The 13,424-nt window shown below is 41.7% G+C and carries 9 protein-coding genes; 6 read left to right on the plus strand and 3 right to left on the minus strand.

The genetic code is table 11. The annotated features are described in order from the left end of the window. Positions 1–5: 5 nt before the first annotated feature. Positions 6–2,171 carry a hypothetical protein gene (locus NFI81_RS21615; protein WP_234615057.1) on the minus strand — a complete coding sequence of 722 codons (2,166 nt, stop codon included), beginning with the start codon at positions 2,169–2,171 and terminating at the stop codon, positions 6–8. 571 nt (positions 2,172–2,742) lie between these two features. Here NFI81_RS21615 and NFI81_RS21620 point away from each other — a divergent pair. The 5 genes from NFI81_RS21620 (at position 2,743) to NFI81_RS21635 (ending at position 9,876) form a co-directional block, all read left to right on the plus strand. Beyond that, positions 2,743–6,294 carry a sensor histidine kinase gene (locus NFI81_RS21620; RefSeq protein WP_234615056.1) on the plus strand — a complete coding sequence of 1,184 codons (3,552 nt, stop codon included), beginning with the start codon at positions 2,743–2,745 and terminating at the stop codon, positions 6,292–6,294. 16 nt (positions 6,295–6,310) lie between these two features. Continuing rightward, positions 6,311–6,685 carry a hypothetical protein gene (locus NFI81_RS21625; protein WP_234615055.1) on the plus strand — a complete coding sequence of 125 codons (375 nt, stop codon included), beginning with the start codon at positions 6,311–6,313 and terminating at the stop codon, positions 6,683–6,685. A 290-nt stretch (positions 6,686–6,975) separates the two neighbouring features. Next, positions 6,976–7,095, plus strand: coding sequence for a DUF2158 domain-containing protein (locus tag NFI81_RS26540; protein ID WP_374759488.1), 120 nt, complete (start codon positions 6,976–6,978; stop codon positions 7,093–7,095). A 314-nt stretch (positions 7,096–7,409) separates the two neighbouring features. Continuing rightward, positions 7,410–9,002 carry a M28 family peptidase gene (locus NFI81_RS21630; protein WP_234615054.1) on the plus strand — a complete coding sequence of 531 codons (1,593 nt, stop codon included), beginning with the start codon at positions 7,410–7,412 and terminating at the stop codon, positions 9,000–9,002. A 13-nt stretch (positions 9,003–9,015) separates the two neighbouring features. Continuing rightward, a complete protein-coding gene (locus tag NFI81_RS21635) occupies positions 9,016–9,876 on the plus strand; it encodes a TraB/GumN family protein (protein ID WP_234615053.1) in 861 nt (286 codons plus the stop codon). 2 nt (positions 9,877–9,878) lie between these two features. On the opposite strand, the gene NFI81_RS21640 is transcribed toward NFI81_RS21635, so the two are convergent. Next, positions 9,879–11,336, minus strand: a complete 1,458-nt coding sequence (locus NFI81_RS21640; protein ID WP_234615052.1) for an NADH-quinone oxidoreductase subunit N — start codon at positions 11,334–11,336, stop codon at positions 9,879–9,881. 102 nt (positions 11,337–11,438) lie between these two features. Here NFI81_RS21640 and NFI81_RS21645 point away from each other — a divergent pair, with 102 nt between their 5' ends. After that, the gene (locus tag NFI81_RS21645; RefSeq protein WP_234615051.1) at positions 11,439–12,101 is read left to right on the plus strand and encodes a hypothetical protein; all 663 of its coding nucleotides are present in this window, start codon (positions 11,439–11,441) and stop codon (positions 12,099–12,101) included. A gap of 3 nt (positions 12,102–12,104) precedes the next feature. Here NFI81_RS21645 and NFI81_RS21650 read toward each other — a convergent pair whose 3' ends face one another. Continuing rightward, entirely contained in the window at positions 12,105–13,346 is a 1,242-nt protein-coding gene (locus NFI81_RS21650; protein WP_234615050.1) for an alkaline phosphatase family protein, read from the minus strand. Between the last annotated feature and the right edge of the window lie 78 nt (positions 13,347–13,424).

A 13,424-nucleotide genomic window follows, 5' to 3' on the forward strand; every position in this document is an offset into this window, starting at 1 on the left:
TGAATTTAATAATTGATTAAAGTTGAAAAGAAACCGGCATTGAAACTGAAGTCGAAAAAGGAGTAGTCAACGTTATCCACTAATCCGTCGAGATTTAAGTCTTGGGGAGAATAAACATCAAAGTCCCCCTTATTGAATGAGCTGTCGAATATTGCATAGTCGACATTGTCAACCACATAATCTTGCTGCACATCTCCAATAGGCATGCACCAAACTCCGCTTGTCATAACCATTTGGGCGGGTGCTCCGACGTTGTACGCCTTTGATAAACTTGTGGAGAAATCATAATTAACAGTTCCAGCATTAAAGGAAACTAGCCCAAGTCCAATGATAGGCACGTGATTCCTATGCTTAACAGCAATTCGAACGCCTCCAAACTGCGGATTAAACTTCGGAGCGAAACCATCCACATCTAACACCGTTCCATCTACTCTAAGAAGAAGACTTTTAGATTCTAAGACTACAGATGGATCTTGCATACTACGAATCTCAACTTTCACCCAATCGACTACATTGCCTGCTTTTGAGAATGTGTTTTTAATCTCGGGATAGATCGCGCCACCACCGTAAGGATCTTGCGTTGGAAGCAATCCGACAGTGGAAGGGCCAGTTGGATAAACTTGCAGATCATTCCGCATCGTTGCTACGCCACCTTCTTGCGTTGTTGGACCTTGCAGGAAGACTTTAAGGTTCAGTGAAACTTTGGTGTCGCAGGGATTGATCGACACAGTCAGCTTCGTGGTGGAAAGATCTGTGTTGAAGCAACCCGCCGCGTTATCCTTAAAAAAAGCATAATAAGTGCCAGCGCCCGCTTTCGCAGGATCAGCGACGGCGACAGTATGCGCTGCATCTGAGAACCATACAACTGACGTGAATGGCGGCTGGTTAGTTACTTTTGTATTATTTAAATTAACAGTAGTCTCCGGGCAAGTATTTACAGCATTTGATCTGGACAATGCAACCTGAGCAGTTCCGGCGGCACAGCAGGCTTTGATGGTTACTGTTACTTTTGAAGTAGAGAGGTCCGTTGAGTAGCAGTTGTATTGTTTGTTGTAAAGAAATGCGTAATAGTCTCCTGATGTGCTGATGGCACTGGCATTTTCTGGTACACCTTGATGATTGTTGTTTTTAAACCATCTTCTTTCTTCATTACTTTGTAAAGCCTGCTTAGCATCTACAATGCTACTTACGTTTAAACTGACAGTGCTTTCCGGGCAGTTATTAACCACAACAGTTTTTACAAGAGAAATTTGTTCAGGTACATAAGTCAGAACTGCCTTTGCGGATGACATTTGAACATTCAAGCATTTCGGCATTGTCTGATCCCTATAAAAAGCATAGTATTCGCCTACCGGAGCGTCTTTAATAAGGTTGTCTGCCAAATCCTCATTCGAATAAGAGTCCCCTTTTTTCCATATCAGTATTCCGTTTGGGGGCGTAGCGCTTTTTTCTAAAAAATCAAGGCCTCTTCTTCCGCAAGGATACCGGGTGGTTAGATTAGCATGAAACAATTGAACTTGTGCTGTCGGAATAACACAGTCAAAAGGATATCTAGCTATATCTAAATTAACATATGCTGTTGTACCAACATTTGCCTCAACTGAGAAAGTAAACACTAGAACGTCTGATGTTGCTGTAAACCCAAGCTCTGTATTAACCCAATTGTTTATGTTAAGAGGGGTGAATGTGGCTGTTTTTAAAATTGTAGGAAAGTTTCCAGCAGTTGTAATTTTTACCGATATCGATTTCGCATCGCTAGAACTTGCTAGTTTTGAAAACATAGTCGCAAAATGGAAGTTGTAAACTTTCCCGATGACAAATTTTGGAATTGTAACACGTACAACATCTTGAATGCTTCCTTTTGGGTGGTTAATATGTCCAAGTGTTAGGAAGGATTTGTAAACGGCATAAGGATCACTTTCCTGTTGCTCGCCGTTAACATAGCTCGGTGGATCCGCCGGTGCGGCTAGGTTCCACTTAAGCCAAGGCTGACTAACATCGCCACCGTAGCCTGATGGATTGGAGATTGCTGGTGAACCGCTAACAATTTCATAACCAGGAGCACAATTTTTGCATGGACTGTGCCACGTTTGTTTAAAACCTTGCGCATTTATCGTCGTCGTCGTTAATGCACCTATCAATATCAGTGTGTAAAAAATTAATCTTTTCATAGTATTACCATTTAGTGTGTCAGGTTTTTAGCCTGGGAAAAACTTTTGTTTTCATGTTGTCAATTAAATAGGGAGGTAAATGTTAGGCGTTGTGGTCTGTCGGGCTTTTTGCAGCTGCTGCAATTAAGCGCTGTGTGCGGTTGGCATTTAGTCATGTGTGTGTCTTCATAATAGAGTGATGGATTAAGTGATTGAAAAAAGAGCATCGACCTTGTCAGTTAAATCAAGGCTCGAATTTGTAGTCTATATTTTAGACTAATAGAAAGCGATGATTAAAGGGTGGGGTTGATTGAATAAACGGTAATATTTTCCTTCGTTTGCTTTACATTGGGTTGTTAGTGGCTGATAATGTAGAGGTTGCGAAGTAGAAATACGTTTATAGTGTAGCGGAAAATACTAATAGTTTTTATGTAGGATTAGTAGTTGTGAAAAATATTGGACCCGATTAGTTTCGTAGTAGGATTCAGTTTTCTTGTGGGCGTTTTCCTTTTATCAATTTGTGCCAGCCGTTTAATAATTAGATTGCTGTGTTCCTTCCAAAAAGCAGAACTTAAATTTTATTCCGTTTGAGATGGCATTGATTTATAGAATTTGTTTTGCGATTTGCTTTCTGCCCGGGCTGGCGAACGCACAATTTATTTTTCAGAATCTCAGAACCAGAGATGGGCTCAGCAGCAAAGTAATCCAGTGTCTCTATAAGGATAATGAAGGGTTTTTATGGATAGGAACTGCAAGAGGATTAAATCGATTTGATGGCGCTATTGTAAAACAATATCGAAGCAAGACAGACTATAAAGACCTCTATATCAATGCAATTCAACCTTTCGGCGATACCGAAATTATTATCGGAACGAGAGAAGGATTGAGAATTTTTGACAAGAAAGCAGGAAGCTTCCGACGGGACCAACGATTCAATGTTTTGGAAGATCAAGAAATTATCAATATCAAGTCAGATCCCTATAATAGGTTGTGGATTTTGACAAAGTCTGAAATGTATGTATTTGTAAATGGCAAGCTTGTGCCAGCTGACGTGGAAATTCCGGATGCAAAGATTTTGCATGATGGTAACTACGGCCTTTCTGTAATGACTTGGGATAACAAGCGTAACGGCTTCTGGCTCGGAGGTTTGAAGACGTACTTCATTGATTGTAAAAAGAACATGGTCTATCATAAACTGAATAATCCCGAAAAGATTCCCATTCTTCAAAGCGATAATGTGTTTTCGATTGCTGTCGACAGAAATTCCAATATATGGTATGGATGCAACGTCAATAAGTCGCTGAATTTTTGGGATTGCAGAACCAATGACGTGAAGACGTTTTTTGAGTTAGAGGGAAAGAAAACAGAAGGGATTAATTTTCTATTTATTGATAAAAAGGATAGGGTTTGGATCTCGACATGGTCATTTGCTGCATATATAAAAGAGCCGGGTGAGGACATAAAGAAGATACCGTATAGCCAGAACCGTACTTATTCCGTAGGCTATGGTTATTTCCAGGATATTATTGAAGATCAGGAAGGGAATATATGGTTAGGAACGATTAATGGAATCAGCAAAGTGCAAGCCAATGCACCTATACAGGCCATTTATCAACTGCCAAGCTTTGAATTTTTTTTGCAAACCGGATTTGCTCACTCCAATTCTATCGTCATCGAAAATGAAAATATTATGGCTTCAAAAGAGGAAGGGATGGTTAGGTATAACATGAAGAAAAGGACATATAAAAGGTATGTCGTGACAGATGGCCCGGATTGGGGTAGGAACAGATTCTTAATGTCTGTGCATTTTAATGATACATGGTGGTGTGCTGGTTTTGATGGAGTTTATTCTCTTAAAGAGGGAGAGAACAAATTGAAAGCTTTTACTAAAATCAGAAAACCAAACAAGAGACATATCGATTTTATTTTTCTTGATAAAACAGGCCACATTTGGTTTCAGGTGAGAGATGATGCCATTTACCGTTACAATCCCAAAACCGAGAAATGCGACCGTTTTGATAAAGTAGGTGGTCGTTCCGGGTTTGTCAACAGCCAGAGTTTTCTAGTGAAACGAAACGGTGATATTTTATTCGGCGTATACGGTCTCGGGTTTCTGAAATTTGATACTGGCACCGAACAATTCTCAACAATCCCGGTTAATAGTGCAGGCGATTTTCTTGCTTATAGCATGGCAGAGGACGATTTCGGAAATACTTGGGCAGTGGCCAGGAATCGAGGCATATTAAAATTTGATACGCAAAATGAACTCATAGATAGCCTTAATTCCAGCAATGACTTTTTTTACGATCATTTGAGTAGCATCGCAATCGATCATTTGGGAAATGTTTGGGCAGGAGGAAGTGAAGGACTTCTGTTTGTAGACCCGCAATCTAAGGTAGTAACGAGGGTCGAAATTGATCTTGGACAAAATCTTCAGGATTTCTGGAATTATCTGTATGTGACCAACAAACGGGTTTATGCGGTGATGCTGGACCACGTTCTGGAATTTGATCCTTCCAAATTTGCATCATTGAAAGTTAAAAAAGCACCTCATATCACATCTGTTAAGGTTTTTGGGAATGAGAAAGAAGATTTTCAAAAGCAAGGACGCCTGGAATTGCAATCGGATGAAGATTATCTGACATTCCAATATGCTTCTCTCGATCACCGGGATGTGCCTTCATTGAAATACAGCTATTTTCTGGAAGGGTTTGATAAAAACTGGATCAACGCGGGGCGTTCGCTGGTTGCATCTTATAAAAATCTTCCCTGGGGAGAATATAAGTTTAAAGTGAGAAGCACGGATGAACATGGCAATTGGATGAAGGTTGCCGGAACATTGCTGGTCAACATTCAACCTCCCTGGTGGCAGCAATCTTGGTTCATTGCGAGTATGACGGCCTTGTTCGGCTTTTTATTGATTAATCTTTATCGTGCCTTTATAGGTCGGAAACGAAAACTGATGATGGAGGCAAGCATTGATTATTTTGCCAATTCAGTTTATGGCGGAAATTCGGTCAATGAGATATGCTGGGATATCGCCCGTAATTGTATTACTCAGCTGGATTTCCAGGATTGCGTGGTTTACCTGATGGACAAGAAAAAAAATGTGCTCATACAAAAAGCAGCAATCAGCAATAAAGCCAACAAGGGGATTGAGGTGGATAGTTTAATAGAAATTCCTATGGGCAGAGGCATCGTAGGAACAGTCGCCACCACGGGGAAGCAACTGCTAATCCCTGACACTTCCAAGGATGAAAGATATGTTGTCAATGAAGAAAGGCGGTTTTCTGAGCTGTCTGTGCCTATAATACACGATGGGAAAGTGATTGGTGTGATAGATTCGGAGCATACGGAAAAAAATTACTTTAAGGAAGAGCACCTGAAAGCATTGTCTATCATAGCTTCAATCAGCTCGGGCAAAATTGCCGAAGCACTCGCTCAGGCCGCTACCAAGGAAAAAGAAATTGAATTGCTTGAAATCAACAAAATGCTCGCTGAAAGTCAATTGATGGCATTACGTGCGCAGATGAATCCCCATTTCGTATTTAATTGTCTTAACAGTATTCAGGAATGTATAGTAACGGAAAAATTTGGGGAGGCCAGTATTTATCTAAACCTCTTTTCAAAATTGTTTCGAACACTGCTGAATAATTCAGGCAAGAATCTGGTGACAATTGAAGAGGAGCGGCACGTCCTGGAACTGTATCTTCAGCTGGAAGAAATGAGGTTTTCCAATAGCTTTTCCTATGAAATACGTGTAGACGACGAACTAGAAGTGGAGGAAATCTTAGTTCCTGCAATGCTTATTCAGCCCTATGTCGAAAATGCACTATGGCATGGACTCATGCATTCAAAGTTGGAGCGGAAACTGCTGATAGAGTTCAAAAAGATCGATGAGGATATTTTTGAGTGCAGGATAGATGACAATGGAATTGGTAGAAAGAAATCCTATGAGATCAAGGCGTTCACTAGTAAATCCAGGCATCATGTGTCGAGAGGTTTGGGGATTTCCAGTGATCGCCTGGCCGTTCTGACCAGGCAAGGCCACCATGCGGAAGTGCATTTTGTTGACAAAATGCATGAAAATGGCGAGGCGGCCGGAACATTGGTTATAGTGAGACTATCCACTTATTTAAAGTAAACTACAATCTTTTTCAATGCTGTACCTACTGAATACCCACATAATAATAGAATTAGGACTGTTCATCTTCATTCTTTTAGCCACCCTTTACTTTTACTTCGGTATACAAAAAAGCCTTCAACTAGCCAGAAAAGCGAGAATTAAGCTATTAGGACAAGAGGCTCTCGCAACAATCCTATTTATAGAAGCGGAAGAAGGACATCCCATAAAAAAGCCGTTTAAAATTCAAATTCAAGTAGAGCCTGTTATGGGGAGAAATTTCGTAACAGATTTAACCGACCTCCCAAAATCGGTTGTTCAATCAGTCAAGGTTGGAGATAAAATGCATGTAAAATTCCTTCCCAAAAACCCTAGAAAGGTAATTTTCATAAGGCTGTTGAGTATTGACTAGCTAATACAATAAGCGCCATTTTACCGATAAATAATTCTGCCATGGCCGTTAGTTCAATGGACTACTCGTAGATGAATGGAAAGACAATGGGTTGATCTATTATTGTTGTCCAAACAGTATTAATCGTTAAAACAACATGCTGATACGTGCCCGAAGGGCCAGAGGAGCCTGTTGCAGCAAAAGTTGTGACACTGGAAATCCAAAACTTACCGGAAAGGTCATTATAGGTATCGTGTCGCATTTGAAACATTAGGTAATTATGATTAGTTACAATTCTTTTCTATAAACAAATGCAACAACAAGATATCCAAGTAGGCGACGTGGTATGGTTGAAATCGGGGAGTCCTTCTATGACGGTGGATGGGTTTCATCAGACCTCTAAAAATTTTTTACAGGTGTTTTTGGTTTAATGAAGAAGGAAATGCCGTTTCCGAGTATTTCAATCAGCTTAGTTTGACTACAAATGATAATACGCTGAAATTTTCAGTCAAGAACAGATCTGAAAACCAGTAACTGTGGATTTAAATCAAAGCGGAAGTCCCGGGCTTTCAGACTTTACCAAGAAGTGAGTCAGACTGTTCCCGGGCTTTTTTGTGCGCAATCCTTTCAAAGCACATTACTAGCACAGGGAGGGATCGAGTTACCATTGTGCTGACCTAATCAAATTTTGCAATGGCAGGGGCGTTTAGTTTCTTTGTAAGAATTGATTTTATATAATTTTCTTATGAACAGAAATTTGCTGGCGGGAATGTTCCTGTCAATCACGACTTTGGCTTTTGGGCAGGATGATGCTGCCAAATATGCCGAGAGTATAACTCCTGCCGATTTAAAAAAGCATTTGGTAATCATCGCCTCAGATAGCCTCGAGGGTCGTGACACGGGCTCGCCTGGGCAGAAAAAGGCGGCGGAATATGTTTCGGGATTTTATAAGGAATATGGCTTGACGCCCGCTGCAACCGCTACTGATGGTTCCAAAAGTTATTTGCAAAAATATAATCTTCATAAAAGAAGCTGGGGTGAAGTTTATGTGAAAGTGGGTAGCAAAAAGTATGAGTTTAATAAAGACTTTTATCTCAATGGCCTATTGAACGTTCCTCAGGAATCAAGCTCAGAAGTGATTTTGGTGGGTTATGGCATTGATGATACCAGCTATACAGACTACAATAACCAGGATGTAAAAGGCAAATCCGTCATCATGTTTGAAGGTGAGCCAAAAAGCGCGGATGGCAAATATTTGGTAAGCGGCACAACTGAAAAGACCAAGTGGAGCGGGCCGGTTTCATGGCAGGCGAAGGCAAGGGTGGCCCTGGACAGAGGTGCAACCTATGTTTTTATCATTACCGAAAAGACCGGTGAGGATCTAGATAAGGAGATCCGGCAACGTGCAGTAATGGCCAGACGTTTCAGCGCGCCAACACTAAAGCCGGTAGTAGAAACACCTAACAGCGTTGCGGCGTTCGCCGTTTCTTCCGGAATTGCCGCTCAGATCCTGAGCACTTCTGCGAATAAACTTTCCAAGGAAAAAGCGTCTATTGATAAATCTGGTAAGCCACTTTCAAAGCAGATGACTGGAAATGTGGCGGTAAAAGCGGAGCGTCAGAGCGAGACGATCGAAACCGAGAATGTAGCCGCATTTATGGAAGGTTCGGATAAAAAAGATGAAGTGCTGGTAATCAGCGCACATTTGGACCACATTGGAATTTCGGATAATGGTGAGATTAACAATGGGGCTGATGATGACGGGTCGGGCACCGTATCGCTGCTTGAAATTGCGGAGGCATTCAGCAAAGCAAAAGCAGAGGGTAAGGGACCCAGGAGAAGTATTTTATTTCTGAATGTTACCGGTGAGGAAAAAGGACTTTTTGGCTCGGAATATTATTCTGAAAATCCATTGTTCCCGCTGAAAAATACGATTGCAGATCTGAACATCGATATGATCGGGCGTGTGGATCAGGCTCATGCGAGCGATCCGAAATATGTATATCTGATCGGTTCGGATAAGCTTTCTTCCAAGTTACATGAGATCAGTGAGGAGGCAAACAAGAAATACATTAATTACCAATTGGATTACACATTCAACGATCCTAAGGACCCGAACCGGTTTTATTACCGTTCGGACCATTATAATTTCGCTAAAATGGGCGTTCCCGTCATTTTTTACTTCACGGGAGTGCACGAGGATTATCACAAGCCGGGCGATGATGTAGAAAAGATCCTTTTTGATAAGCAGGCTCCGATTGTAAAGCTGGTTTTTCATACTGCATGGGAGCTGGTAAACCGTGAGGAGCGCATTGAGGTCGACAGCAATAAGCAGTAACATTCATCAAGCCATGAAAAAATTACTTTTAAGCTTTGTTCTGCTCATGCAATGTTTTTTTGCCAGTGCTCAGGCACCGGTGGAGAATTCCTTGCTTTGGGAAATTACAACACCTGGACAGGCAAAACCATCGTATTTGTTTGGAACTATACATTTGATTTGCCCTACCGACTTCTTGCTAAGCGACTCGCTGAAAGCGACATTGGCACGCACCCAGCAGGTTGCTCTGGAAATAGATATGGACGACCCGGGCATGATGGCAAGTATGATGAAATCAATGAATATGTCAGACGGCAACGAACTGAAAAAGCTGGTGACAGAACAGCAATACGCAAAGCTGAGCCAATTTTACAAGGATTCCGTTGGTGTAGCGCTGGCTATGTTTGAGAAAGCGAAACCATTTATTTTGATGGGACCTCTTTTTAATGCGGTTCTGTCGTGTCAGCCGCAATCCTACGAAATGTCTTTGGTTGAATTGGCTGCAGAACAGAAATCGGAGGTGATTGGAATTGAGACTTTGGATGAACAAATGGCCATTTTTGATACAATTCCCTATCAGGATCAAATCAAAACGATCATTACAATGATTGATAGCCTTCCTCAGGCTCGAAAAGAATTTAGCAATCTTGTTGCGTTATATAAATCTCAGAAAATCAATGATTTATATAATCTTATGATGGCTAGTAATTATGGTATGGATGGAAATGAGGAAGTCATGCTTTTTGCAAGAAACAAAAAATGGGTGCCCAGGATAAAGAAAATTGCAGCAGAAAAACCAACCTTCTTTGCAGTTGGAGCAGGTCATCTGGGAGGCGATCGCGGTGTTATTTCCTTATTAAGAAAAGAAGGATTTAAGGTCAGGGCGATTAAGTGATCTTAGAATGCTGTGATCCATCGGGTGACGAGACTTGGATTGAAAAACAATAATAAAATCGCCATAACGAGCACACCGGCAATGACTTTGCCGGTGATGCTTTGATTTGAAGGTGCTTTTTTCTGGGCTAATGCCTTGAAAAATAACAGGTAGGGAATTCTCAAATAGTAAGCCAGCGATATTGCTGCATTGAGAATACCACCAATGAGCAGCCACAGCATCCACGGAAATGCCTGCTGATGATAACTTTCCCAAAGCGCAGAAAATACCAGCAGTTTTGAAGTGAATCCCGCAGTTGGTGGGAGACCAGCCAATGCGATCATTACAATCGTCAGAATGCTGGAAACCCACATATTTCGGCGTCCCAAGCCTTCAAAGCAGACTAAATTTGTGTTGGATACTGGTTGTAACAGGTCAATCAGGAAGAAAGCTGTGAGGTTGATGATCAGATAAGCGGCTGTGTAAAACACGGCTGACTCAAATCCAAAACGACTGTAAGCGGCAATCCCGACGAGCAAATAACCGGCCTGCGCAATGGATGAATAGGCCAATAATCGCCTCGCATTTGTTTGGAGCAAGGCTGCAAGATTCCCGACGGTCATGCTGATTAATGCAATTCCACCCAAAATAGGGAAATATTGCGCGGGTAAAATTCCTGCCAAACGCATCAATACCAGAACAACCGCGGCTTTTGGTGCAACAGATAAAAATGATACGAGTGGAGTAGGAGCAGCCTCGTAAACATCTGGCGTCCAGACGTGAAACGGCACGAGCGAAAGCTTGAAAAGCAGTCCGGCCAGCGTAAGTACAATGGTAACCGTTATCACGAGCACAGAATTATTCATTAATCCGGCTGTCATTGCCTCACTCGTAATGTCCATTGTGCCTGTTAAACCATAAATCAAAGAAATTCCGTAAAGCATTACTGCTGAGCTTGCTGCGCCAAATAGTAAGTATTTAATGCCTGCTTCGGCCGCTTTTTTGTACGGGGATATCGCGACGAGCAGATAGGAACTGATCGAAATCAATTCCAAAGAAAGGTAGATAGTCAGCAAATGTGTCGACATTGTCAGCAGATTCATTCCTGCAACGGCGGCGATCAGCAGTGCATTGAATTCAGGCGGGAAATCATATTTTAATACGCGAACGTGGATGAGCGTAAAAATCCAGGCGAGCGTAATCATGATCTTGAAGAAAACGGCTTGCCTGTCCAGGAATAAGAGCGGTTGAAATCGAAAGGCGGGTTCGGTGTTCCATTGACCAAGGATCAGCAAAAGCGTAATAATGCTGCCTGCAAGCGCTATATTTTGAAGATAAGGAGCAATTTTCTCTTTTTTAAGCCAACGCAAAAACACCAGTTCCGCAAAAAGGAAAAAGCAAAAGAGGAATGCCAGAAAAATCTCAGGAGTGATTCCTGCCAGGCTCCGGCGTATATGTATAAGCTGATCGTTAATATCCAATTTGAGCGGGTACAATTTTTTTGGCAAAAGTACAGAAAGATGCCAGCAATCTAAATTCTCGCATTATCAGACTTCGAACTTATCAAATTAACCAACTTTATTATGAAATATGTACTAAGATTTTTTTTGCTCCCTTTCTTTCTTTGGAGTAACACAATTATTGCGCAGGATTCTACCGGATTAGCAGGAACTCCATATAAAGATGCAACGGCCGAAGGAGAAAGCTCGCCTTACCTGTTCAAAGAATGGTATATGGGCACGGTTCGCACAAATGATGACATTGTGCACGACGGTGTTAAAATCCGATATGATCTTAGAAAAGACGAAGTGGAATATATGGCTGACTCTGGTTTATATAGGGTTTCCTCTGGTTTTAAAGAGTTTACGATCCCCACAGGAACGGATTTGTATATTTTTAAAAATGGCTACCCTGCGGTTGGTGAACAAACGGATAAGAGCTTTTACCGGGTTATTTATGACGGTAACACTAAGCTTTTGAAAAAATATGTCGCGCCGATCAAAGTCGAGAAAGCGAGTGCAACACGCACATTAGAGCCGGACGCGAAGCTTTATATCTTGAAAAATGAGAAGCTTAATCCCGTTCAATTAAGCAACAGAAACAGCTTTTTGAAATTGTTGACAGACGAGAAAAACAAAATGAATTATGTGATCAGGGAATCACAGCTGGACTTCGCAGCTGATGACGATCTTCGGACTCTTTTGGAGGAATATGATTCCTATAAAGCAGGCCGCGGCGGAAATTAAGGGTTATTTTTCAACGACCCATTGATTGACGTTGTTGAGTTTACCTTCAAGAACGATTTTGAAAAAGCCGGAAGGATATTGAGAAATATCTATTTCGGCTTTTTCATTGGCAGCATCTGCTTCGCCAACCAAATGATAAAGGTCACGCTCCCCTTTACCGAAATGATTGGTTGTGGTAAGCCATATTTTCACTTTTCCAGTCTTATCTAATGCTTTCCAGGAAACATTCAGCTTGCCTGATTCTTTACTGATAACTGGTTTCGCAATCGATAAGTTGCCGGTAAAAGCTACTCCATCTACTTCAAAGGCCTGTTCTTTTGGAATGTTAATGTCTAAATGCCTCGCGATAGTAGGCATAATGTCGACAATGCCAGGGGTTTCTTTGAATGTGGGATTAAGTTCCTTTGCATTGGTTACGATCCATGTGCCGCGCTCGCGATCAGATTGCCCGCCATGGCCTTTTCCCGTTTTAGCATCCCGGCCGTGATCCGTTGTTACAACTACCAGCCAGTCTTCATTGAAATTCTTTTCACGTAACGAAACCGCTTTCCAGAGTCGGCCCATTTGGTCATCCATAGTCTGGATTGCTTTTGTAAACTGCTCGCTATCACCATATCGGTGACCCATATCATCCGTAAATTCCAGATAAACCCAGGACAGGTCCGGACCATTTTCCTGAATATAGAAAGCCGCTTCATCGACTACTTTTTCGTCAATTTTGTGAATGTATTGGCTGTCCTTATCATGTTTGAAATGAATGGTGTCGAGCTCAAATCCATCGAAGAAATAGTCTAGTTGCAGCTTGTTCGTCTGTGGAAGGCCGTCCCCGACCAATTTAGTGCGGTTATCCAGCCAGGTCGAAAAAACAGCCGTTTTCTTCTGCGGATATTGGCTTTCCATGAACCTGAAAATAGTCCAGTAATGATAGTTTGGATCTTTGATATCATTGTCCCAAACATTGTGCTTATTGACCCAAGTGCCTGTTAATAAGCTGTTATAACCTACGGCCGAAATTGTTGGCGTCTGCGAGTAAGTGTCTTTTCCCCCGCCCACGTATGCACGTGTGTAACCGCCTTTTTTGGCAATCAGATCAAGATTCGGCGTTGGTGTTTTTTCCTTGCTGTCACTCGAAATGCCGTCTACGATTACAAAAAGTGTCTTTTTTATTTTTGCTTGTGCTAAAACCGGAGTTTGTTTACAGCAGATTATCATAAAGAAACTGAGCAGAAGAAGGGCGTTTTTCATGAGTAAGGTTAAATAGAAAATAAAAATGCTCTCAAATTAACGGCAAAATCGCCGGATTTGAGAGCATTCGTATACTAT

Source organism: Dyadobacter fanqingshengii (assembly GCF_023822005.2).
GTDB lineage: Bacteria > Bacteroidota > Bacteroidia > Cytophagales > Spirosomataceae > Dyadobacter > Dyadobacter fanqingshengii.